This is a genomic window from Telmatocola sphagniphila, from assembly GCF_018398935.1.
Classification (GTDB): Bacteria; Planctomycetota; Planctomycetia; order Gemmatales; family Gemmataceae; genus Telmatocola; species Telmatocola sphagniphila.
Genome location: NZ_CP074694.1, coordinates 4000040 through 4022338, shown reverse-complemented (window position 1 = coordinate 4022338; position 22299 = coordinate 4000040). Strand labels below are relative to the sequence as shown.

The 22299-nt window shown below is 50.6% G+C and carries 22 protein-coding genes and 1 tRNA gene; 14 read left to right on the top strand and 9 right to left on the bottom strand.

Going from position 1 to position 22299, the window contains the following annotated elements:
• Nucleotides 1-185 precede the first annotated feature (185 nt).
• Complete coding sequence (locus KIH39_RS16070; RefSeq protein WP_213494236.1) at nt 186-2672, top strand: DUF1553 domain-containing protein; 2487 nt, start codon at nt 186-188, stop codon at nt 2670-2672.
• Between the two features lie 24 nt (nt 2673-2696).
• Entirely contained in the window at nt 2697-4178 is a 1482-nt protein-coding gene (locus KIH39_RS16065) for a DUF1501 domain-containing protein (protein ID WP_213494235.1), read from the top strand.
• Between the two features lie 93 nt (nt 4179-4271).
• On the opposite strand, the gene KIH39_RS27205 is transcribed toward KIH39_RS16065, so the two are convergent.
• The 5 genes from KIH39_RS27205 to KIH39_RS16040 all read right to left on the bottom strand — a co-directional run bounded on the left by KIH39_RS27205 (nt 4272) and on the right by KIH39_RS16040 (nt 7588).
• Complete coding sequence (locus tag KIH39_RS27205) at nt 4272-4457, bottom strand: hypothetical protein (protein ID WP_213494234.1); 186 nt, start codon at nt 4455-4457, stop codon at nt 4272-4274.
• Nucleotides 4454-5032 carry a formylglycine-generating enzyme family protein gene (locus tag KIH39_RS16055; protein WP_213494233.1) on the bottom strand — a complete coding sequence of 193 codons (579 nt, stop codon included), beginning with the start codon at nt 5030-5032 and terminating at the stop codon, nt 4454-4456. Before KIH39_RS16055 ends, KIH39_RS27205 begins: the two co-directional genes overlap by 4 nt.
• Nucleotides 5033-5089: 57 nt before the next feature.
• Nucleotides 5090-5812 carry a hypothetical protein gene (locus KIH39_RS16050; RefSeq protein WP_213494232.1) on the bottom strand — a complete coding sequence of 241 codons (723 nt, stop codon included), beginning with the start codon at nt 5810-5812 and terminating at the stop codon, nt 5090-5092.
• The gene (locus KIH39_RS16045; protein WP_213494231.1) at nt 5767-6189 is read right to left on the bottom strand and encodes a hypothetical protein; all 423 of its coding nucleotides are present in this window, start codon (nt 6187-6189) and stop codon (nt 5767-5769) included. Before KIH39_RS16045 ends, KIH39_RS16050 begins: the two co-directional genes overlap by 46 nt.
• A 142-nt stretch (nt 6190-6331) precedes the next feature.
• The gene (locus KIH39_RS16040) at nt 6332-7588 is read right to left on the bottom strand and encodes an outer membrane protein assembly factor BamB family protein (RefSeq protein ID WP_213494230.1); all 1257 of its coding nucleotides are present in this window, start codon (nt 7586-7588) and stop codon (nt 6332-6334) included.
• A 686-nt stretch (nt 7589-8274) separates the two neighbouring features.
• Here KIH39_RS16040 and KIH39_RS16035 point away from each other — a divergent pair.
• The 4 genes from KIH39_RS16035 to rho all read left to right on the top strand — a co-directional run bounded on the left by KIH39_RS16035 (nt 8275) and on the right by rho (nt 12464).
• Nucleotides 8275-9249 carry an AAA family ATPase gene (locus KIH39_RS16035; protein ID WP_213494229.1) on the top strand — a complete coding sequence of 325 codons (975 nt, stop codon included), beginning with the start codon at nt 8275-8277 and terminating at the stop codon, nt 9247-9249.
• 62 nt (nt 9250-9311) lie between these two features.
• Nucleotides 9312-10151: a hypothetical protein gene (locus tag KIH39_RS16030; protein ID WP_213494228.1), complete on the top strand. Its 840-nt coding sequence runs from the start codon at nt 9312-9314 to the stop codon at nt 10149-10151.
• Between the two features lie 48 nt (nt 10152-10199).
• A complete protein-coding gene (gene coaE, locus KIH39_RS16025) occupies nt 10200-10805 on the top strand; it encodes a dephospho-CoA kinase (protein ID WP_213494227.1) in 606 nt (201 codons plus the stop codon).
• Between the two features lie 144 nt (nt 10806-10949).
• Nucleotides 10950-12464, top strand: coding sequence for a transcription termination factor Rho (gene rho / locus KIH39_RS16020; protein WP_261352908.1), 1515 nt, complete (start codon nt 10950-10952; stop codon nt 12462-12464).
• A 53-nt stretch (nt 12465-12517) separates the two neighbouring features.
• On the opposite strand, the gene KIH39_RS16015 is transcribed toward rho, so the two are convergent.
• Entirely contained in the window at nt 12518-13591 is a 1074-nt protein-coding gene (locus tag KIH39_RS16015) for a TlpA family protein disulfide reductase (RefSeq protein WP_213494226.1), read from the bottom strand.
• Nucleotides 13592-13742: 151 nt separating this feature from the next.
• Here KIH39_RS16015 and KIH39_RS16010 point away from each other — a divergent pair, with 151 nt between their 5' ends.
• Both KIH39_RS16010 and KIH39_RS16005 read left to right on the top strand, forming a co-directional pair.
• Nucleotides 13743-14531: a hypothetical protein gene (locus KIH39_RS16010; protein WP_213494225.1), complete on the top strand. Its 789-nt coding sequence runs from the start codon at nt 13743-13745 to the stop codon at nt 14529-14531.
• A 60-nt stretch (nt 14532-14591) separates the two neighbouring features.
• A tRNA-Ser gene (locus KIH39_RS16005) sits at nt 14592-14678 on the top strand.
• A gap of 159 nt (nt 14679-14837) precedes the next feature.
• Here KIH39_RS16005 and KIH39_RS16000 read toward each other — a convergent pair.
• A complete protein-coding gene (locus tag KIH39_RS16000) occupies nt 14838-16058 on the bottom strand; it encodes a tyrosine-type recombinase/integrase (protein WP_213494224.1) in 1221 nt (406 codons plus the stop codon).
• A 749-nt stretch (nt 16059-16807) separates the two neighbouring features.
• On the opposite strand from KIH39_RS16000, the gene KIH39_RS15995 reads away from it, so the two are divergent.
• Nucleotides 16808-17134 carry an ATP-binding protein gene (locus KIH39_RS15995; RefSeq protein ID WP_213494223.1) on the top strand — a complete coding sequence of 109 codons (327 nt, stop codon included), beginning with the start codon at nt 16808-16810 and terminating at the stop codon, nt 17132-17134.
• 191 nt (nt 17135-17325) lie between these two features.
• Here KIH39_RS15995 and KIH39_RS15990 read toward each other — a convergent pair whose 3' ends face one another.
• Nucleotides 17326-18552 (bottom strand): IS701 family transposase, encoded by a 1227-nt coding sequence (locus tag KIH39_RS15990; RefSeq protein ID WP_213494222.1) that lies wholly within the window; start codon nt 18550-18552, stop codon nt 17326-17328.
• Between the two features lie 40 nt (nt 18553-18592).
• Between KIH39_RS15990 and KIH39_RS15985 the strand changes: the two genes are divergently transcribed.
• From KIH39_RS15985 to KIH39_RS15970, 4 genes are all read left to right on the top strand, one after another.
• Entirely contained in the window at nt 18593-18814 is a 222-nt protein-coding gene (locus KIH39_RS15985; protein WP_213494221.1) for a hypothetical protein, read from the top strand.
• 302 nt (nt 18815-19116) lie between these two features.
• Nucleotides 19117-19677 carry a hypothetical protein gene (locus tag KIH39_RS15980; protein ID WP_213494220.1) on the top strand — a complete coding sequence of 187 codons (561 nt, stop codon included), beginning with the start codon at nt 19117-19119 and terminating at the stop codon, nt 19675-19677.
• Between the two features lie 8 nt (nt 19678-19685).
• Nucleotides 19686-19865: a hypothetical protein gene (locus KIH39_RS15975; RefSeq protein WP_213494219.1), complete on the top strand. Its 180-nt coding sequence runs from the start codon at nt 19686-19688 to the stop codon at nt 19863-19865.
• Between the two features lie 183 nt (nt 19866-20048).
• Nucleotides 20049-20585, top strand: coding sequence for a hypothetical protein (locus KIH39_RS15970; RefSeq protein ID WP_213494218.1), 537 nt, complete (start codon nt 20049-20051; stop codon nt 20583-20585).
• 185 nt (nt 20586-20770) lie between these two features.
• Here KIH39_RS15970 and KIH39_RS15965 read toward each other — a convergent pair whose 3' ends face one another.
• The gene (locus KIH39_RS15965) at nt 20771-21265 is read right to left on the bottom strand and encodes a hypothetical protein (RefSeq protein WP_213494217.1); all 495 of its coding nucleotides are present in this window, start codon (nt 21263-21265) and stop codon (nt 20771-20773) included.
• 496 nt (nt 21266-21761) lie between these two features.
• Between KIH39_RS15965 and KIH39_RS15960 the strand changes: the two genes are divergently transcribed.
• Nucleotides 21762-22286 (top strand): hypothetical protein, encoded by a 525-nt coding sequence (locus tag KIH39_RS15960; protein ID WP_213494216.1) that lies wholly within the window; start codon nt 21762-21764, stop codon nt 22284-22286.
• The last annotated feature ends 13 nt before the right edge of the window (nt 22287-22299 follow it).

Genomic DNA, 22299 nt, shown 5'->3' with positions numbered 1-22299 from the left:
CTGGCTCCACAAGGCCCGGTAAATCGTGTAAACTGATACTTCCCGCCAGTTAAACACGAACAGCCTTTTCTATCGATGAGCGACTCGTCATGATCTCACGGATTCTCCTCGCCGGATTATGCCTCGCCTTCCCAGGTCTTAGCGCCTCAGCTCGGCTGTATTCCCAAGAATCAAAAAACCCAGTTGTGAACTTCGAAAAAGAGATTCAACCGATCTTTCAGAAGCATTGCTACTCCTGCCACGGCTCCGAGAAACAAAAAGGCGATCTGCGTTTTGACCGGCGGGACTCCTTCTTCAAAGGCGGCGGCTCCGGACCGGCAATTGTCGCTGGTAAAAGCGAGGCCAGTCTCCTGATGGCTCGCATTCAGAGCAAAAATCCAGAGGAGCAAATGCCGCCACAGGGAGATCGGCTGAGCTCGGCGGAGATTCGGAGCATTAAAAACTGGATTGATCGCGGGGCCGATTGGCCCAAGACCTCAGATGTGGACGCTCGACTGACGCACTGGGCTTATCAACCGGTTAAACGGCCGGACGTGCCTTCTCTGCCTAAAGACAGCACGGCCAAGAATCCGATTGATAATTTTCTCATCCAAAAGTTGGCTCAATCCCATCTGAAGATGAATCCGGAAGCCGACAAAGTCACACTTCTACGGCGATTGAAATTCGATCTGCTCGGGCTGCCGCCGACGCCCGAGGAAGTGCAGGCATTCCTGAAGGATAACGATCCCAACGCCTACGAGAAATGCGTCGATAAATTCTTAGCGGCTCCGCAATTTGGCGAACGCTGGGCTCGACACTGGCTGGATGTCGTTCGCTTTGCGGAAACTCAAGGCTTCGAGATGAATCTGTTCCGCCCGAATGCCTGGCCCTATCGCGACTATGTCATTCGCTCTCTCAATGAAGACAAGCCTTATGATCGTTTCGTCAAGGAACAACTGGCCGGCGATCAACTGGGGCAGGGGGAAGCGACCGGCTATCTGGTGGCCGGGGCGTACGACATGGTGAAGGGCGATCCGCTTTTGAATGCTCAGCAGCGGGCCGATGAATTGCACGATATCATCGGCACGACCGGCACGACCTTTTTGGGAGTTACGCTCGGTTGTGCCCGCTGTCACGATCACAAGTTTGATCCCGTCTCGCAAGCCGATTACTATGGGCTGAAGGCCGTCTTTGCGGGTGTACAACATGGCGAGCGGCCCGTGAAGACCGGCCAGACGACTGTGAACCCTCTTCTTAACGAAGAGCGATTTCCGGCCGTGGAAGCTCGCTATGTCCGAATGACCCTATTGAAGACCGAGGGCAACGCCGAACCCTGCATAGATGAACTGGAAATCTTCACCAGCGGCCCCGCATCTCGCAACGTAGCTCTGGCTAAAAACGGCACCAAAGTCACGGCCTCCGGCACACTACCTGGTTATGCCATCCACAAGCTGGAATTCATCAATGATGGGCAGCCGGGCAATTCCCATAGCTGGATTTCCCACCAGACTGGGCAGGGCTGGGTGCAGTTCGAACTCCCCAAAGTCGAGAAGATCGATCGAGTTGTCTGGAGTCGGGATCGGCTGGGGCAATTTGCAGACCGGCTGGCGGTCGCTTATCGAATTGAAGTCGCCAGGGAGCCCGATCATTGGCAGACGGTGGTGAAGAAAGATTACACGGTCTCGGATGGCTCAAGTAAACTTCCGTATCAGATTTATGCGGGGCGATTCACGGCTCCGGAAAAGACGCATCGATTGTTGCGCGGCGAAATCACCGCGCCCAAGGAAGAGATGGCTGCGGCCGCACCGGTGAGCCTGGGAGCCAAGCTGCAGTTACCGATGAATGCCCCGGAAGAAAAACGCCGGCTGGCCTTGGCAGATTGGATTGTCGACCCCAAAAATCCGCTCACCGCGCGGGTGATGGTCAATCGCCTCTGGCAGCATCATTTCGGGGCGGGAATCGTGGCCACGCCCAGCGATTTTGGCATCAACGGCGCGAAGCCGGTTCATCCGGAGTTGCTGGATTGGCTGGCCGATGAGTTCGTGATTGGCGGCTGGAAAATGAAGCGGATACACAAGCTGATCGTGATGTCCGCTGCTTATCGTCAGGCCAGCACGCCAAATTCACAGGGATTGGCGGCCGATACGGATGCTCGACTGCTCTGGCGGTATCCGCCCGCTCGACTCGAAGCGGAGCCGCTGCGCGATACGATTCTATTCATTTCGGGCAAACTCGATTTGACAGCGGGGGGACCGGGCTTCGATCTCTTCGAGCCGAATTCCAATTATGTGAAAGTCTATATTCCCAAGACCAAATTCGGTCCGCCCGAATGGCGGCGCATGATCTACATGACCAAACAGAGAATGCGCGTCGATGATACCTTCGGAGCGTTCGATTGTCCCGATGCCGGGCAGACCGCCCCGAAGCGAACCAATTCCACCACGGCCTTTCAGGTGTTGAATTTGTTCAACAGTCCGTTCATGTTGCAGCAGGCCGGTTTCTTCGCGGAACGGATTCAGAAAGAAGCCGGGAAGGAAAGTCGGGCGCAGATCCAACGAGCTTTCTGGCTGGCCTATCAAAGGGAACCGCAGGAAGCCGAGATTGGGGAAGCGAAAAAATTGATCGAGAAGCATGGTTTGAAAGCGTTCTGTCTCGCGCTGTTCAACACTAATGAATTCCTGTTTGTATTCTAATTCCCCTTCCTGGGGCGAGCCGATATGACACCCAGCCATTTTCTTTCGCATGCCGGTCGGCATCTGTTGGATCGCCGATCGTTTCTCCGCGATGGCGGTACCGGTCTGGGTGGTATCGCCCTGATCAGTCTCTTGGCCGAGCGCAGGTTGTTGGCGGCCGATCCGATTCGACCGGTCATCAGGCCGGAAGCGCCGCTCGCGCCGCGAGCTCCCCATTTCGAAGCCAAGGCCAAGCGGGTATTGATGATTTTCTGTTCGGGAGCCGTCAGCCATTTAGACACCTTCGATTATAAACCGGAGCTCTACAAGTGGGACGGTAAGCCGTTGCCGGGTGCGGAGAAAGAGACGGCTTTTCAAGGTGGACACGGCAATCTGACCAAGCCGCTGTGGAACTTCAAACCGCGCGGCCAGTCGGGCAAAATGATCTCCGATCTCATGCCAAACATCGCCGAGTTGGCCGACGATCTCTGTTTCATTCACTCGATGACGGCCAAGACTAATACGCACGGCCCGGCCGAGAATCAGATGAGCACCGGCTACACCATCGATGGCTTCCCGAGCATCGGCTCCTGGGTGAGTTACGCGCTTGGAAGCGAGTGTCGGGATCTTCCGGCGTTCGTTGCGATTCCGGATCCGCGCGGCGTGCCCCAGGTCGGGCCGAACAATTGGAACAACGCCTTTCTACCGGCGGTCTTCCAGGGGACTGCGTTTAATACCGATAAGCCGATTCCACATCTGAACCGGCCATCGGATATCTCGGCCGATACCGAATCGGCCGTGCGCGATTTTGTGAAGCAGTTAAATGAGAAGCATCTCGAACGCCATCCGGGAGATACCGAACTAAGTGCCCGCATTGCCAGCATGGAGCTGGCCGCGAAGATGCAGCTACGAGCTCCGGAAGTGACAGATTTCAGCAAGGAAACCCACGCGATTAAAGAGAGTTATGGCGTGAATGATAAAAACCCGATCAAAGCGGGATTCGCTCGTAACTGTTTGCTCGCCCGGCGGCTGTTGGAACGCAATGTCCGTTTCGTGCAATTGTTCAACGGCGCTTATGCAATGGGCGAGGGCGTTGGAAACTGGGACGGCCATAAAACCCTAAAGAAATTTTACGACACGCATGGCCCGATCCTCGATCAGCCTTGCGCGGCATTGATTAAGGACCTGAAGCAACGCGGAATGTTGAAAGACACATTGGTGGTCTGGGTGACCGAGTTTGGCCGGATGCCCACGTTTCAGAAGGCGGGGGCTACCGGTCGCGATCATAACCCGAAGGGGTTTACGGTCTGGATGGCCGGGGCCGGAGTGAAAAAAGGATTCAGCTACGGGGCGACCGATGAGTTTGGCTACGCGGCCGTGGAAAAGAAGTCGTCGATTTACGATCTGCACGCCACGATTCTGCATCTGTTGGGTTTGAACCACGAACGGCTGAGTTTTTATCACAATGGGATCGAACGGCGGCTGACCGATGTGCATGGCGAGGTGTTGAAGGGAATTTTGGCGTGAGAGGGAAACTCGATCGTGTACGGAGGGTAGTTTAACGTCCGATGGGAGTTTTCAATCGGATCTAACAATCCAAACAAACTTCTTGAGCTTTCATTAATCTCTTACGGCAACCGCTATTCTAAACCCGATAGTGGGGCTACGATACCAGTTATCGATCATTTGTCGGGAGGCCGAGCGGCTGGCGGAAGCTTCAAAAGTAAAACAACCACCACGAATAACGCATTTACTCGGATCTTCTGGGTGAATTTCTTCACAGCGCTGCCAGACATTCCCACTCATATCGCACAAGCCCCAAGGATGCGGCGCCTTTTTTTATATGCACCGACCAGTGTGGGATGCCCAACGAAAGGTCCTTGAGTTTTAGTTCCGTAGGGCGTTTGGCCATTGCAATTCGCTTTGTCCCCATTCAATACGCTACCCCAGTAAAAAGCTCTATTATTACCGAGCCCTCCTCGACAGGCGTATTCCCATTCATCTTCGTAAGGTAGACAGAAGTTGAAATTCTTTCCAAATACTTGGTCTATCTTTTCACGATTGGCACTGGAATTCATTTTTTCAAGAAAGGCTTTTGTCCCTTCCCGCGATATTTGCTCGGCGGGAAAGCGGCTGGTATCCAGTCCATCGACAGCTTTCAAATAGGTTTTTTTTCTTCCATTTTTGTGATGTGCAAAAGGTGTAGAATCCATTAATGCTGTCCATTCTCGCTGGGTGACAGGATATTTTGCCAGCCAGAAACCTTGCTTGAATGCTTTTTTAGCAAGCTGATCGATTCCATGCTTGCTTCGGTCTTGCGCGATTACACTCGCATTCGAGAAGGTAAAAGCGAGGAGCAAACAAATTTTGTAGAAGCACATAATTAGTAGTTGTAAATCTTGTGAATTAATAAATAGATTGCTCTAACTCTAAAAGCATTACTTTCGCTTTTTTTGCGACTCTAACACTGCAAATTGAAATTTTACGGCATCATTCACATATCTGCTCTTTACTGTCGCAAGCTCTTCAGCAAAATTATCAAATCGCTTGGAGTGTTTTTCCTCGGATAATCTCTTTAAGTCCAGAATAACAGTGCTACGATTCCAAGTTTCTGGCGAGACATTTACTTTGTCATCTAATAAAAATCTCCGACATATCTCTTCCAAAATCTCATAATTCTTAATTTCCAAAGTTTCCCCATAAAGAAGATTCATGGTATCATCATTGGGAGCATTCCGGATGAAGTTTGAATATTTTTTGATTCGCAGCGAATCGAAGTACCAATCGGAATCCAACGCACATAGGGCGCGGTCGCAATGAAGGAAATTGAAAAAGGTCAGTTCATCCTCTGCAATATGTTTTCTTAAGAGGCTCTTGGATTCAACGCCCATGCGTTTGCAATACCGATAAAGTAGCCAGGACATGGCGGAGGATTTGGCATCTTTTAGTTCGTTGAAGGTCCTATCGCGAAACGAGTTGTCTTCCGCCAGTTGCATGGCTTTTACCCACTCCCCCTGGTCGGAATACTTTCCATTAAATTTATCTTCGTACTTGATAAGTTGATCTTTTTTTAGAGGGATCAAATACCAGAGCGGGCTTTTCGCTTTCATCTCGTCTATTTCAGTGCAGGGACTAGATAGTTCCTCTTTACGTTTGCCCATAGGAGCAACTCATCCCCTTTTTTTAGTGGAGGAGTGAAACAAATATGATGAACGCTGATGCCACCAAAACCCAACTGATATTTGGGCATTTCAAAAAAAGGGACAACCACTCGCTTGCCAAGATAAAGCTTATTCCCAGTATGCACCTCTGTAACTCGAAGAATGGCAAGCCGGGGAAGTGTAAATGGTAGTTTATCTGGATCGGAGCGGTCTGGAAATTTGAAATTGGGAAGCTGATTACTGATTTTCCAGGAGCGATAATCGGTGGTCATTTCCTCGACAGTACCGGATAGAAATGTATCCGGTCCATTTTCATTCAGTAGCAGAAAAATGCAAAAGTGTAGCCCATATCGTAAAGCAAATATATTGGCGAGCATGGATTCCTCTTCGGAAGCTAACGAACCGGGGAGGCCTCATTCAATTGATCTGTATTGGAGATATTACTCCTGTAATAACCTCTCAATCAATAACAATTTTCATTAGCATTTCGTTTGAGGCTTTTTGCTCGCCCACGGAATCCTATTTCCCCTTCACATCGTAACACCACAGCGTGTCGTTTTCCCGGATGTACATCTTTCCGCCAATCACCACCGGGTGCGCCCAGCAATTACTGCTACCGTTGGGAATTTTGAACGTGCTGATTTCCTTGCCATCCTCTGGATTTACCAGAGAAACCCAACCATTGGCGTAGCGAATGTAAAGTAGCCCATCGGCAAACGTCGGGGAGGCCGAGCCGTTTCCTTTGGACCGATCCGACTTGGACCATTTTACTTTCCCCGTTTTGAAATCGGCACTCCAGGGCCGGCCGCTATCATCGCGATCCCCATAGACAGAGTCGCCGACGTGAATGACACCGCCATGCTTGTTGGTAAGAGCGTTTACCCAGTACTCCTCATGCACATCGAATTTGCCACCACTGCTGCTGACCGTCAACAATGCGGCTCCGCGACCATATCCAGCGGAAGCGAAAATCTGATTGCCCTGAACGATGGCCGTCGGAATATTGGCGGTATTATGACCAAACCGATCATTACCGGTGCCGTAACGCCAGAGCAGTTCCCCTTTATCAGCGGAGAAGCTCACTAGACCGTTGGCCATCAGCTGAATGTACTGTTTCACGCCGTCGATATCGGCCACCACGATGGAAGAGTACCCCGCCGTGTCGCCGCCCGGGACCAGGCCCTTCCAAATCAGATCACCCGTCTTTTTGTTCAGGGCAACCATGGTGAAATCGGCCCCGCCGGGGGTAACGACGAGTTTGTCTCCATCGATCAGCGGAGATTCGGCAAAGTTCCACCCTCCCGATCGGCCTTTGAAGTCCTTGCCGATATTTTTCTTCCAACGTTCTTCTCCGGTTTTGGAATCCAGACAGACGAAATCGCCGAACTGACCCAGGGCATAGACAGAATCGCCATCCGCCGTCGGCGTGCAACGTGGTCCGACGTAGTTGCCACCCGCTTTACCGATCAGTTTCTTCCAGAGAAGTGTTCCTTTGGCTCGATCAATCCCAAAGACGTAGCAGCCGTCTTTCAAATCCCCCATGGTGTAGATACGGTCGCCTTGAATCGCTACTGAGGAGAAGCCGACACCGAGGTCGCTACACTTCCAGACGACTTCGGGGCCGTCTTTAGGCCATTCCTTCAGGAGTCCCTTATCGGGGGAGACGCCGTCGCGATGGGGGCCGCGAAATTGGGGCCAATCTTGCGCTTGGATTTCCCTGGTGAATCCGAAAAGAGTGGAGGCAAGAAATAAAGTGAGAAATCGGCGTCTTAACATAGGAGTCTCGAGTGCGGAAGTTGTTAAGTCATAGGAAGGTTGATCTGAATATACCGCATGGCGTCGTGGCTTGCAACGAATTAGCTCTCTGTGGGAGGAAACCGCCGCGGAGGTGGAAAGAGAATTTCACCACAGAGCACACAGAGAGCACAGAGAGGTTTAAGTCTGTGGGGCCAGTGCTCAGTACTGTGAGTGTTGAAAATGCAAAGCATTTTCAACGGGAAGGAAGCCTATTCGTTGAGTGTTGTTGTGTATTTCTCTGTGTACTCGGCGCTCTCTGCGGTTAAAGTTCTGAAAATTGAACCGCCGCGGAGGAGGAAAGAGAATTTCACCACAGAGCACACAGAGAGCACAGAGAGGTTTAAGTCTGTGGGGCCAGTGCTCAGTACTGTGAGTGTTGAAAATGCAAAGCATTTTCAACGGGAAGGAAGCCTATTCGTTGAGTGTTGTTGTGTATTTCTCTGTGTACTCGGCGCTCTCTGCGGTTAAAGTTCTGAAAATTGAACCGCGGGGATTGCGGAGGGCGGAGTGAATCTGGGAAGAAAGGTAAAAATTTCGCCCCACAAGACCATGAAGGGTACCGGGAGCATGACAATCGATTGAACGCATGAACCGACGATTTGTACTACGGCTTCGAGCCCGAACAAATACTATAGGAGGAAGGTAATTCTTCCCAGGAAAAGGCTATGGTCGATATCGCTGCGGTTGGGCAGAAAGTTATTTCCAATATCGAGAAGGTCATCATCGGCAAACGGCCGCAACTGACCCTCTGCCTCGCGGCCTACCTGTGCGAAGGACATATTCTGCTTGAGGATGTTCCCGGGGTTGCCAAGACCATGCTGGCCCGGGCTCTGGCTCGAAGCGTACAATCCTCCTTCAAACGGCTGCAGTGCACGCCCGACCTTTTGCCCACCGACATTACCGGCGTATCGATCTTCAATCAGAAGACTATCGACTTCGAATTTCGACCTGGGCCGATTTTTACTCAAACATTGCTGGCCGACGAAATCAACCGGGCCACACCTCGTACTCAAGCGGCTTTGCTCGAGGCGATGGCCGAGCGTCGAGTGACAGCCGATGGCAAGACCTATGATTTGAAAGCCCCGTTCCTGGTCATCGCCACCCAGAATCCCATCGATCAGGAAGGTACCTTCCCGCTTCCCGAAGCTCAGCTGGACCGCTTTCTGGTCCGGCTCAGTCTCGGTTATCCCACGATGGAAGAAGAGAGCAAGATGCTCCTGAAACTTCAGAAGGGGCACCCGATCGATGAATTGAACCCGGTGGTGAAGACCGAAGATTGGTTGGCTTGTCAGGAGGCCACGCGGGATATCCATGTCGATGACAAGATTCGGAAGTACATTCTTGAGATAGTTCATGCCACACGTGAACATGAAGAAATTCAACTGGGGGGTTCGCCGCGAGCCTCAATCGCTTTGTTCCGAACGTCACAAGCGATGGCGGCCTTAAACGGTCGAGACTTTGTTTTGCCCGACGATATCAAGAAGATGGCAGGCCCAGTGATGTGCCATCGGTTGATATTACGTCCGGAAGCTCGCCTACGTCGTAAGACGGCTCAATCGATTTTGAACGAATTAATCTCAGAAATTGCAGTTCCTTTGACGGATCGACACAAATCGTCTATGAAAGATGACTTCGAGTAGGTATATTACTTATCAGTAATTACCAGCTCGGGATGAATGCCCACAAAATATAGAATCGGCCGATGCGAAGTACTCTCCAAGCACTCGGATTATTGGCTCTGTTTCTCACCGGATGTCGGCGCGAAGCAGAGCTGCCTACAGTGCAACCCGGTGTGGACGTGAGCGCCGATACTCAGCCCCGATTGGTCGCACTTGAAGAGCTGGCAAAAAAGTACTGCATACAGGTAGTGACCCAGCCAGCGTTTCCCATTCCCTATGGCAAAGATTTGATCACCGGTCAAATTGCCGAGCCGAGTGATGTTGAGAATTACGCCGCACTTTTCATTGAAGAATGGAGTCTTTACCCCGTCGAGATGATCCGGAAAACGAATCTTCGCCGGGTGATCCTGTGCAAAGGATTGGCTTTCAACGGTCAGCTTCGGACCGCGCTCCCCGATTATTACCATGATGATCTCCTGGTGGACATTATCCGGGGGCGGGAAAATTCGGTCTATACTCGACAGATTCTGCATCACGAGTTCTTTCATGTGGTGGACTGGAAAGACGACGGTCAGGTCTATCAGGACGAGCGCTGGCTGAAACTGAATCCGCGCAGCTTTAAATACGGCTATGGTGGGCCGGCGATGCAAGGGGATCGCAACTCTTCCCTGTTAACGGAGGACCTTCCGGGCTTCCTGACCCGCTACAGCACCAGTGGCCTCGAGGAAGATAAGGCGGAGGTTTTCGCCTGGATGGTCATGAAGCCGTCGTATGTATCGGAAAGAGCGAAGAAAGATCCGGTTCTGAAGGCGAAAACGGTTCGGATCAAGGAACTCGTCCAGGATTTCTGCCCTCAAATGGATGAGAGCTTCTGGGCAAGAGTGCAACGACGCTCCACCGATTTGCGATCTGAACGTCGCTGAGGCATGGTTCGAACCTTCCCGGACGAACGACCTCTCTAAACTAACAGGATGAACCACAAACCCGTCATTGGAATTGTCGGCGGCATTGGGGCCGGTAAGTCCACCGTTAGTCAGGCACTCGTGAAACTGGGGGGCTGTCTGATTGATGCCGATCAGATCGGACACGCCGCTTTGCGAGATGCGGAGAATCTTCAAAAAATAATCGAAGCATTTGGGCCAAAAATATTGAAAGAAGATGGCAGTGTGGATCGTCGAAAGTTAGGCAGCATTGTTTTCAAAGATCCCCTTGAGAGGGAAAAGCTGGAATCTATTGTCATTCCTTGGATCTCCGATGAGATTCGGTTAAGGATGAAAGATTTCTCAGCTAACCCGGTATGCCAGATGGTCATACTAGACGCGGCCATCATGCTGGAGACCGGTTGGAACGGAGTTTGCGACAAAATTTTGTTTGTCGAGGCTTCTTTGTCAACTCGCGAAAAGCGTGTGAAAGCTCGAGGTTGGTCCGCGGAGGATTTGAGAGACAGAGAATCTTCGCAACTCCCCCTGGAAGTGAAAAAGGCCCGGGCTGACGCAGTCCTTGCAAACGACCCGGATTCACCGGAAATCAGTACTCAGCTAGTTTCTTTGCTTAAAAATTGGGGTTGGAGGCGTTAAAGGACAATCGCCGTCGTCTTATGTTGTGTATGATAAACAGAGAGATTTTTTCAGCCTGATCACCTGCCGCGATGCCCATTCACGGATGTCGTTCGCACATCCTCCCAAATCGCGCGGTGCCTCTCCTCCTGAAAGGGAGTTCACATGTCGGAAGTTATGCATGAGCCCAAGCCGGCCCGCATACGGGCCAAGGCGGATGCTCCCCCAACCTCACCGGCGGAGTTCGGTGAAGGTTTGGATGTTGTCGAGTCCCCCCCGGCACCACCTGCGCGCGCTCCGGTCAGCGACAATGTCTCGCCGCATGGGAAAAATTCCCATTCTCACGGCGAGAGTACGTTTGTCGGTTATGATCGCGATACCAACAAACGCTACGAAGAAGTGAAGCGCGGCAGCACATACATCACCGAACTGCAGCAGATGAACATGATTCAGCTGCAGCAGCTGGCCCGCGACGAAAATCTGCCGCGCGAAAACTGGGCCAGCCTGAAGAAGCAGGATCTGATATTCACCATTCTCAAGGAACGGGTGAAACAGAACGGCCTGATGTTCGGCGAAGGAACTCTGGAAATCCTTCCCGACGGTTTCGGCTTTTTGCGCAGCCCCGATTTTAACTACCTGCCGGGCCCGGATGATATCTACATCTCCCCCAGCCAGATCCGCCGTTTCGGCTTACGTAACGGAGCTGTGGTTGCCGGACAGATTCGGCCACCTAAAGAAAACGAGCGCTACTTCGCCTTGTTGCGTGTCGAGGCCATCAATTACCGCGATCCGGAACTTCTGACGCAGAAAGCCGTGTTCGAGGATCTGACGCCGTTGTTTCCGAACAGGCGATTCAAACTGGAAACCGAAGCGGCCGAACTGAATACCCGGGTGATCGATCTGATTACTCCGATCGGGAAGGGGCAACGGGCCATGATTGTGGCTCCGCCGCGAACCGGTAAGACGGTGTTACTGCAGAAGCTCGCCCAGGCAATTTTGAAGAACCACCCGGAATGCTACATCATCGTTCTGCTCATCGATGAACGACCCGAAGAAGTGACTGATATGTCACGGACCGTCAAAGGTCCCCGCGCCGAGGTTATCAGTAGTACTTTCGATGAGCCGACCAGCCGCCACGTGCAGGTCAGCGAGATGGTAATGGAAAAAGCCAAGCGTCTGGTCGAATATGGCACCGACGTGGTGATCCTACTCGATTCCATCACCCGCCTGGCCCGGGCTTACAATGCCGAGGTGCCCAACAGCGGTAAAATTCTCTCGGGTGGTCTGGATGCGGCGGCTTTATTCAAGCCCAAGAAGTTCTTCGGAGCGGCTCGCAATCTGGAAGAAGGGGGCTCTCTCACTATCATCGGAACCGCGCTCGTCGACACCGGCTCCAAGATGGACGATGTAATTTTCGAAGAGTTCAAGGGCACCGGGAACATGGAGTTGCATCTGGATCGTCGGCTGGTCGACAAGCGTGTCTGGCCCGCCATCGACGTCAATGCCAGCGGCACCCGCCGCGAAGACCTGCTTCGGGAAGTCGATGAATCGAAATGGGTCGATATTCTTCACAAGGTGCTGAGTGATATGCACCCGGTGGAGGCGATGGAATTGCTCACTAGTCGTATGGGACGGAGCAAATCGAACAGCGAGTTCCTGGGCAAAATGAATCTAACCTGAAAACGAGAAGAGGCGGGAATTTTCCCGCCTCTTCTGTTTCGATCCGCCAGAATCTACTTGGTTTCCATTTCTTTCAGAAGCTTTTCGACGGCTTCTTCCAACTGTTCACCGCGAATTTCCTTATAGCGAATCACGCCCTTGTGATCGACCACGAATATGGTCGGGTAGTGTTCGATGTTAAGAATGTCGTGAACTTCGCCCGAAGCCCCGATGTGCCAGTGGGTCCAAGGCATCTTTTCTTTTTCCAGGAAGTCTTTCAGAGTCTTCACCTCGCCATCCGCGCTCAGGCTGATCAGGTTGAAAGGTTTGTCTTTCAGTTTTTCGACCATCTCCCGTTCGTGCGGAATCATCGCTCGGCAGGGGCCACACCAGGTTGCCCAGATGTCGAGAACGACAACCTTGTTCTTATAGTCGGTCAACTTGACAGACTTGCCATCGAGATCTTTGGAGATGATTTCCGGCATCGGTTTGCCAACCGCCAGGTTTTCAATGGCTTCGAGCTTCTTGGGGAGTTTAGCGGCCATCTTACCGATTTCATACTTGCGGGGGCTGCCGATATCCAGAGCCATATCAGCTGGAACTGCGGCCACTAGCTTCAACACTTTTTCCTTGTCTTCTTTTTTGCCCGATTCCGAGAATTCGCTCATTGCAGCTTGAGCTTTAAGGAAAGAGACCAGAGCCGTCACTTCCTTCGACTTGTTGAGTTCCATGGCCTTGTCCAGGAACTTGGGATTTCGACCACCGAGCATCATGATCACTTGAAAGGGCTTTTCGCCTTGCAGAATATTGGTCTTCAAAACGACCGTTTCGCCAAGCTTGTTCATACTCTTTTCGCTCGTAACGTAGCGAGCAGCGAAAGAGACCATATCGTTGATGTCGCTGGCTTTGGGATTATCTTCGATAGCGCGAAGGAAGCGTTCGAAACCCTGATCGACAACTTTCAACAACTCGGCGCGATCGCCCGATTTGTTTTCCTTCTGGAATTTTTGAATTTCGTCCAGGACCTCTTTATTGAGCTGCTTGGCGGTCAGAGGTTTTTTCTCTTCGCCTTCCGGCTTTTTGTCTTGAGCCGTCAACGGCAGGCCGATGAGTAGCATCGCCAGTGTGACGCCGAATAATTTCCGCATCCGAAATCTCCAGTCGCAGTATGAGTTTGCGAAACGTTTCCCTTAACATAGATCAAGACGTACGATGGGTGAAGAGCTAACTTAACTGAATTAGTGAACATTCACTACAAAACCGGGGAAGAACCGAATCCGTACTTTGGTCGAAAATCGCATGATTACGCTCGATTGTCCGCACTGTCGCCGTACGATCCAGGCTGATTCCGATACCCTGGGTAAGACCATTCTCTGTCCGCTTTGCAATCAGGCGTTCGATGTGCAATTGCCGCGTGCGAAGCCGTTTGTCGACGATAAACCGATTATCCCAGTTGAAACTGTTCCGAAACCGGTCGCACCCCGACAGCCGAAGCAGCCGATGTTGCCGACCTGGATGCTGGCCGTGCTAAGTCTGTTGCTCACGGCGGGGAGCATGTATGCCGTCTGGCGGTATTACCAGGGTAAGGCCCCGGAGCTAGCAACTCAGGATAGTGTCGCTTGGGAAACGCTCGCATTGGATAAGCCGGAAAACACGGCTCTCTGGCCGGCGAAGCTTCGCGTACCGCAGGAGATACCGGGAGAACGGTTTTTTCAGAAAGGGCAGGGCTATCGGACGACATTATCGGGAACGGAGATCGAATTGAGGGCCGACTGGAGAAAGGTCGATACTCGGGCGATCATCGACCACCCGGCCGAGGATTTTTTGTCGGCGGAGTTAATGCGGGTCACGGAGGGGGCGCAGGCCTTGGTGAAGAATCCGTTACAGTTTCAGCAGAGAAATCGCCGGTATGAGGGGGTGGAATGGGAACAGTCCACGGCCACTGCGGTAACCAAGGGAAGAGTTTTCTATTGCGTCGACCCGGTGGGTGAGGCGGTTTATTCCTTGTCGATTCGGGTGCCGGTGCCGGTGACGGAGCGTGCCGCGCGGATTGTAACGAAGTATTTGAATGGATTTGTGTCGGAATGAGTGGGAGAAACGTCTTTCCCCGAACATGTTTGCCTTGTAGAATGTCCCTCCCGCATTATTGGAGAGGTGGCAGAGCGGTTGAATGCGTCGGTTTCGAAAACCGATATAGGGGAAACCCTATCGGGGGTTCGAATCCCCCCCTCTCCGTATCATTTTCGAGCCTTTCCGTAAACCCCTGTAATTATTGGATTTACGCTTATCCCATCTGATTGGCACAGTCGCCTGTGCCAATACTGTGTCAATCGATGTCCCAGTAACTCTCAGATTTCTCCTTCTTCTCCGCAGCGACCTCCAGACCTATAACGTTCAACCTACCTCCCGGACCTCCCGGGAGGTATCTTCGAAAGACAGTTTCTCTATCTGCCTTCGTGATTCCGTATTCGATAAGTGATAATAGTGCTGAACCATCTTGCTATCGCGATGGCCCAGCCACTCTTTAATTGTCAGCTCGGGGATCCCGTTCGCTACGCACCGCGAACAAAAGTAGTGGCGGAAGGAATGCAGGCGGCCATCGCAAAAGCCCTTCCCATATTCGGTTGCAGGAAAGCGTGGGGCCAAAGGTTCAAGAACGTCGCGGACGAGGATGTTGCGAACGGTATCCGGCTTCAATCGCCCACCGAGCGGGCCATGGAGGAGATAGCCGTCTCGATTACGGGGTAATTCCTGGATTACTGCTGACAGTTGCGAGTGGATGGGCAACATTCGAGACCGTCCACTCTTCGTCCTCCGCACTTCCCGTTGCCGATGGTTTCGCGCCAAGTTCATTTCGTCGTTGAGGTGGATCAGGCCCGCCTCAAAATTTAAATCCGCCCATCGCAACGAGGCAAGTTCCGAGATTCGCAGCCCAGTAAACGCCAGGAACACGATTACATCGCGAAGCCAGTGTAATCCGGGAATACTTTCGCAACGCTCGATCATCGCCTGTACTTCGGTTCCCGAATAGCAATACGTAGTTGTTCCTTGGGGCTTGCGCAATTTCAGTTTTATTCTTGCAGTTGAGGGCAGATGGCCGCGATCAATCAGGAAGCAAACTACTTGTTTCAGGGTCGTGACTTCCAAATACTGTGATGCCTGCGCATAATCATCGGCCGCCAACTGCGTGACGTACTGTTCCAGCACGCGAGAATTAACCTGGTTCCAGTAGGAGATACCTCGTTTAAAACAAAATTTTTCGAACTTATCCAGGACGGTCCGATATCGCTTTTTCGTGCTAAATCGCGTCCCACCCGCCACAGGAGCTCGCCCAATGAATGATTCATACTCTTTCCTACCATCCTTGATACTGAGCCCTGAGTTTTGCGGTTCAAGGATTGAGCGATCGGCCAAATTATGCTCTACTGCCTTTCGACGATCGAGTTCATCAAGTGCTACTAAGGCTTCATTTTTATCGGCGCTTCCAAGTGATTTACGACCCAGGTTGAAGGGATTTCCGGATCGGCCATCCGCGTACCAGATACCGTCACGCTGGTAGATTATCCATGTATAGAATTGGCGTTTCAGAACCTCTTGCTGTCTTCGAGCTGGCATGGTTCGTCCTTTCTTATGTTGAGTTACTTCCTCCATTGGGGTTGCGTTTTTCGCCGTGGAGGAACTTGCTGAAAGCTATGACTTGACACAACAGGGGTAGTTGTGGACATGTTTGCCGATGGAGCTTGTTCTTGGGCCTCAGTGAAAAAATGCTCTAACGAAATCAAAATCCGACAACGTTTGCCGCCAGGCTGTGAGACTTGGATGGAACCTTCCTTGATTCGCCGATGGATCGTGGCTAACGATAGACCCGTTATCCGAGCAAATTCAGCGGGCGAAACATATTTTCTTGCACCCAAGGGTACTTCCATGACCACGATTCCGTTTCGGCATGTAACTCTTATCCCAACATCCTGCGGAATAAGACGTTCTAAACTTTCCTGGAGGAGCTTTCTCAAAAGTCCTCCCTGAATCGATACGCTTCTCGATAAAAATTTAGTGCGTCCAGAAAAGCAAATTAGGAAACTGAGGATCCTGTTTTCCGATCTCGAACCAAGTCAGATAATCGAGTGATGATCCTTGTCCAAAATGTGGCCAGCCCTCTACGACTCCCTATAAGTTTGTTTCCCTTGAAGAGATTCCAGTCCGCAGGAGGCTAAGATTTGCAAGGTGGCCGAATACGTGAGAATACGTCAAGCCAATCGAATAGATACGTTGGGCATCCGGAAATTGGCCCGTACATTTCATCATTCCCGAGGAAGGTCCCTCAGGTTCAGGATAAGCTGAAACCGCCGTAAACGCATAGAGCGTTGCCGTCGCTGCGGGATTGCCGATACGGACGACGCGTCCACTTCTTTACAGCCACCGACGTAGCCAAAAATCTGGAACAAGCCAAAAAGTATCATCAATTCGACCGGTTCCTGCAGCCCTTGAATAGAGTCGATTTGCTGATCATCGACGAAATGGGATATCTGGCGTTTAGTCTGATCGCGGCGGAATTGCACTTACCGTTCTTTACCGAACGCTTCGAAAGGAAGAGTCTACTAAACAACAGGCATCTGACGGTTGAGGTCTCGCCGCAGCGCGATGGTGTGAGATTGAAGGAAAATCTATATGGGCGCATTGATGGGAGATAGCTAATCTTCCTACTACATATTATGACGCGTTTTTGCTTGAAATTTAGGCTATTTTTGACTGTTATCTGCACTTTCCCGGATAATCTAAGTGGCACGGGCAATTTGGAACAAGCGTTTCATGGCCTTTCGGTATTTTCGGTTTCCGGGTCCGTTGAGCGGAAGCGTTCGATATTCCTCGTGCAAAATCAATTTCAGCAAGGACTTGCGTCGATCGTTATGAGAAGGCCGTTCGGCCGATTGTCCCAAGGTCGATCCGAACGATCCACCAACTTCTTTTGCGGCTGATCCCAGGCCCACAATTCGGTGAGCGTCATCATCCACAGGTTCATGTGAAACGCGCCGATGTTGGCGTGCAGGTTTCGCAATTGCTGCTGACCGGCTCTCCAAACTTCCTTGACGTCCTTGAAGACCTGCTCAATGGCATTGCGGCTGGCCACGGTTTCCAGGATCTGGGCCACCGTCGCCTCCGGATTCGTCGAGAAGAAAGCGATCCACCCTTTTTTCTCTTTAACCAGAACCACGCGGATGACTCCCTCCGCCGACTTCCAGGTCGCCAGAAAACTCTTGTACGTTTTGACTTCTGGGCGACCGTACAACTGCAGGGAGGCCGACGACCATCCCCGGGCATGAGCCGCTCGCTTGGCCAAGTCGATTCGCTTCTCTCCGTACTTGCGGGGACGCCCCCGACCTTGGGAGGGAGAGGGCAACTCGTATAGGGCGGCATCCTTGCGGAGCCGACTGATCAATGTGAAGTTCAACTGCCGACACGCCCGCAGAATCGGTTTCTTCGCATAGCCGCCATCCGCCACGATCCAGACTGCTTTCCCCGGAGAAAACAAAGACTTCGAGAGCCATTGCAGGATCTCCACCGCCAGTTGCAGCTTGGTCCGAAACTTCCACTGGTACTTGCGGGGAAGCGTCGCGACCTCTTTCTGGCGGACGTATAACTGGGCTCGCCAAGGCAAGCCGATAATGCCGTGGAGAGGATGCCAGGCCAATAAAGCCGCCACGACGAAGTTCTGCCCGTATTCGAGCAACTGTCCGATCGGACCCGGAGTCGGATTGTGGTGAATTCCGGCCCCTTCGACCTTCGGACCGTAACGTTTGGTGAGGGTGTCATCCAGAGCAATCACGATCTTCTCGGATTGGGCCGCCGGGTGTTTGAGAACCAGTCGTCCCACGGCGGTACTCATCGAAAGGGATTCTCGACCGACCGCTGCAAGGTGCCGGTAGGCCGACTTGTACTTTCGACGGATAGCGGCGGCTCGGAACCATCGGGAGGCGGTGCGTCGCTGGTCCTGAGCGAGGAACATGCCGCGGAAGATACGCACGGTTAGCGACTGGATTCGAGCATCCAAAAAGAAGACCAGGGCGGAAAAAGCGCTGGACAGAAAGGAGGGAAAACGAGATACTTCCATGGCCGGTGCCTTCCTGGCTTGATGTTTTTTAAGCACCACCATGCTGACGGAAGCACCGGCTTTTTCAAGAGCAATTCAAATTCCCAATACCCCTAAATTGTTAAGACTTTCTGGGAAAGTGCAGGATACCCAAGGGAACGGAGCTAAGATCCAAATTTATGAGACACCTGCGGAACTAGCTCAGATTGAACCCTTATACGTCTTTGTTTATGTGAAAACAGGTTATGATTTTTCCAGTGAAAATGCTAGCAGAAGCCCGTGAGTACAAATCTACAGATCTCAATAGCGGCCATGGAGCAACCTAAGACTTCAGAGATAGGACGGGTAGTCTTCGCCCTCCGGCTGGGTGGCTATCTGCCCGCGCGCGAAAGATCGAGCCTCTGAAAAGGCTTCAATCCTTCTCCAGAGGCTATGTTAACTTAGGAATTCGATGGTTATCTGGTTTGAGTGAGGGAGTTGTCCCGAACCGAATTCTGGTCGCATTTGTAGCCGAATTAAAGCTGTAGGGATTTTGGTATTTTGAAAGGTGTTTTGCCGAATTCCGGGGAATTTTGGAGCGGTCTGATGACTGAGACCGGGGTGCTGCGATGGGCCGGCGTAGTCCGGCACGAGGCGCTGCCGGTCACCGTTTATTGCCGAAGTGGTCCAAGAATTTTGCAGCGAGAAGGCGTGTTCGGCTTGTACTCTCCGCCGAGGAGGCCACAATATAACGGTGCGATCGAAGCGGGCATAGGATCTTTGAAAAGTCGAATCGAACGTAGAGCTGCCTGGGAAGGCCATCCGGAAGTGTGGAACGCTGAGGATGTGGAGGCGGCTCGACGGGAAGCCAATGCCTTGGCTCGACCGAGAGGAGGTCTGGGTCCTACTCCCGAGACGCTTTGGAAAAGTCGGGAGAGAGTCGCGACAGAATCTCGCGATCAGTTCCGAGAGCTTGTTGAAATCGATCGGAACCGAGCTATGGAGGAGGAAGGAAAATCTCCTTCGGGAGTGTTGCTCGAGCAGGAAGCTCGCCGTATCGATCGAAATGCTTTACGCCGTGCTCTCGTCGATCACGGCGATCTTTTGTTCAAGAGAGGGCCAATTCCTCTAGTAATTAAATCGCAAAAAACGGCAAATATTACGTGAGGGGTACAGTGGCTGGTTTCTCAAATATTTCAAAAACATTGATAATAGAGAAGAATAATGATGCTGCATATATGCCGCTTTACGATGACAAAGGGGAAATTAGAGACAACTCAGATGCCAGCCTCGAAGATTATAATTACGTGGCGAATGGTATTAAATTTTATAAAACAAAAACAAATTTATTATAACCCTATATGCAAAGACGCGATAGACAAAATCAACAATGCCATTGGGGGTTTTAAAAATTCGATATCCAAGGTGCTGACTGATTCGAAATTAGAGTTGGGGGAAAAGGGATTTGAATATCTGAATTTTACCCCAGGACTCAGTAAGCCTTATTTTTTTCCATTTAAGTAAAGAGAGGGTTCCATATGTGCAAAATCTTTGTAGTATTTATTCTGCTTTTAATTGGCTTATATTTGCATAATTCGAATTCTCATTTTGAGGCAGATATCACAAAAAAGAATTTGATAAATGAAGTATTTCAGGATGCTGATTTGGTTGCTATTTGCAAGCCACTGAAAAAGTCGGATGGAGGAGAGTTGGTGAATTTAAAGAAAAAATATGGGTTTGACACTATATTAAAATTATATATAACCGATCTTGAAGTGAAGCAGGTATTTAAAGGGCCTAATCTTAAAGAGATAAAACTACATCACTATGAGATACATCAAGAAAACGAAGTAGTCATACAGGGAAACCTGCCCAACATCCTGACTTTCAAGTATGATCCGATATACATTTCAGATTCTAAGTCAATTTATTTAAGAACTGAAGCTCCTCTGTATCTACTATATTTAAAAAAATCAGACAAAAAAGATAATTTGTATACTACTGTAACCGACATTGTTGATTCTCGATCATCCTGTTTTGAACTATATCGCCCAATTGAATTAATAAAAAAATAATTCAACAACTCGCTAGGAGGCAACTAAACATTAGGCATTGATTTAGATCAAAAAAACGCCAAATAGCTATTTCTTGAATTGGCCTTTTGTTTTTATTGGCTGTAGAATAGTTTAAATATAACGTGTTGGCAGTTTGGTATAAATTTACGCTCGATTAATTCTCTGGCTGCACTTTCCCAGATAATCTAAGCGGAGCAGGCCATTAGGAACAAGCGTTTGACGGCTTTTTTGTATTTTCGTGTTCCGGGCCCGTTTTGCGGAAGTGCTCGAAATTCTTCTTGCAAAATCAGCTTTAGCAACGACTTGCGTCGATCGTTATGAGAAGGCCGTCGCGGCTGATTATCCCAGGGACGATCGGCACGATCCACTAACTTCCTTTGCGGTTGATTCCAAGCCCACAGTTCGGTCAAAGTCATCATCCACAGGTTCATGTGAAACGCGCCGATGTTGGCGTGCAGGTTTCGCAATTGCTGCTGACCGGCTCTCCAAACTTCCTTGACGTCCTTGAAGACCTGCTCGATGGCATTGCGGCTGGCCACGGTTTCCGTAACCGTGCTGTGAAATGCGTCCTTGCGTACTTTGCTAGTCTGGAGAGTTTCTTTAACGGAGACTTTCCATGCCTCGACACGAACGCAACCTCCAACGCGAGCAATTCTGGCGGCGACGGGTGACACTGGCACCCCATCTCAATAAACGCAAGTCGATGTAAAATCTAGACTTGAGTGGCACTGTCTATCCGACAGTGCCATTTAGAACTCACCCATCCTACAACAACAAAACACCCTATTTCAACCCAGAAGGAATTCATGCCCCGGCGGGTGGCACTGGCAAGCATTCTTAATCAGCGCATGTCGTTATCCAGTAACGGTTTGAGTGGCACTGGCCATCTGCGAGTGCGTTTCTGCAATAAAGCGTTCTTTCTGCTCGAATTTGTGCCTGAGAGGGTGACAATTCTTTGGCACTTTTTTCTCCCACGCACTGGCAGTTAGCCAGTGCCACACGGAAATTGGACGAGGATTGAGTCCTACAATTCGCAAAGATCAATAAAAAAAACAGCAAGTAACCAGTGCCACCCAAACTGTTACTCAATAACGACTTGAGTTGATTTAGTTAGGTTACCAGTGCCACTCCGCCGGGGATGACTAATCATTGCATATGTGTGGGAGAACATAATATATGTCTACTGAAAGATTGAAAAATATTGAGCTTCGCATTAGAAGACAACGGGGAAGATTGCTAAAGGCAGACTGGCTGAAATCATTGAATAAAGCATGTGGCTTTGAGTTTTCAGAAAAATTGTTCCTCACGCTTGAGCACACGGAAGAATTGAAAATAGCATTCTTCAAAAAAGTCAAGAATGAAAATGCCCAATCGTCGAATCACTGGAGTAAATCAGAAATCGCAAAAATTTTATCAGGATTGTTCGGATTAAGCAAAACTTTGATGTCTACTGAAGTTATTCTCTTTAGTAGCATTGATCAATTTGTCGGGGGAATACGTGTTCCCGCAGGATTAATTTTGCGCAACTTATTGCCTGTTTGGCAGTTAGTGAATGAAGACTTTGCAATGACAACTGAAGATGTTGAGCATGGAATTTGCTTGGAAGAGAATCCATATACAGAAACAGGTGAATACGTGAATTACGGACAATATCAAATTACTTCATGGGGCTTTTTTAACAGTATTTCAAAATATATATAATCGTTTGAATAAT

Bases quoted from the DNA above. Each gene is read 5' to 3' on its own strand.
- KIH39_RS16065 (WP_213494235.1), top strand. From the start codon at position 2,697: ATGACACCCAGCCATTTTCTTTCGCATGCCGGTCGGCATCTGTTGGAT.
- KIH39_RS27205 (WP_213494234.1), bottom strand. From the start codon at position 4,457: ATGAGTGGGAATGTCTGGCAGCGCTGTGAAGAAATTCACCCAGAAGAT.
- KIH39_RS16055 (WP_213494233.1), bottom strand. From the start codon at position 5,032: ATGTGCTTCTACAAAATTTGTTTGCTCCTCGCTTTTACCTTCTCGAAT.
- KIH39_RS16050 (WP_213494232.1), bottom strand. From the start codon at position 5,812: ATGGGCAAACGTAAAGAGGAACTATCTAGTCCCTGCACTGAAATAGAC.
- KIH39_RS16045 (WP_213494231.1), bottom strand. From the start codon at position 6,189: ATGCTCGCCAATATATTTGCTTTACGATATGGGCTACACTTTTGCATT.
- KIH39_RS16040 (WP_213494230.1), bottom strand. From the start codon at position 7,588: ATGTTAAGACGCCGATTTCTCACTTTATTTCTTGCCTCCACTCTTTTC.
- KIH39_RS16035 (WP_213494229.1), top strand. From the start codon at position 8,275: ATGGTCGATATCGCTGCGGTTGGGCAGAAAGTTATTTCCAATATCGAG.
- KIH39_RS16030 (WP_213494228.1), top strand. From the start codon at position 9,312: ATGCGAAGTACTCTCCAAGCACTCGGATTATTGGCTCTGTTTCTCACC.
- coaE (WP_213494227.1), top strand. From the start codon at position 10,200: ATGAACCACAAACCCGTCATTGGAATTGTCGGCGGCATTGGGGCCGGT.
- rho (WP_261352908.1), top strand. From the start codon at position 10,950: ATGTCGGAAGTTATGCATGAGCCCAAGCCGGCCCGCATACGGGCCAAG.
- KIH39_RS16015 (WP_213494226.1), bottom strand. From the start codon at position 13,591: ATGCGGAAATTATTCGGCGTCACACTGGCGATGCTACTCATCGGCCTG.
- KIH39_RS16010 (WP_213494225.1), top strand. From the start codon at position 13,743: ATGATTACGCTCGATTGTCCGCACTGTCGCCGTACGATCCAGGCTGAT.
- KIH39_RS16000 (WP_213494224.1), bottom strand. From the start codon at position 16,058: ATGCCAGCTCGAAGACAGCAAGAGGTTCTGAAACGCCAATTCTATACA.
- KIH39_RS15990 (WP_213494222.1), bottom strand. From the start codon at position 18,552: ATGGAAGTATCTCGTTTTCCCTCCTTTCTGTCCAGCGCTTTTTCCGCC.
- KIH39_RS15985 (WP_213494221.1), top strand. From the start codon at position 18,593: ATGCTGACGGAAGCACCGGCTTTTTCAAGAGCAATTCAAATTCCCAAT.
- KIH39_RS15980 (WP_213494220.1), top strand. From the start codon at position 19,117: ATGACTGAGACCGGGGTGCTGCGATGGGCCGGCGTAGTCCGGCACGAG.
- KIH39_RS15970 (WP_213494218.1), top strand. From the start codon at position 20,049: ATGTGCAAAATCTTTGTAGTATTTATTCTGCTTTTAATTGGCTTATAT.
- KIH39_RS15960 (WP_213494216.1), top strand. From the start codon at position 21,762: ATGTCTACTGAAAGATTGAAAAATATTGAGCTTCGCATTAGAAGACAA.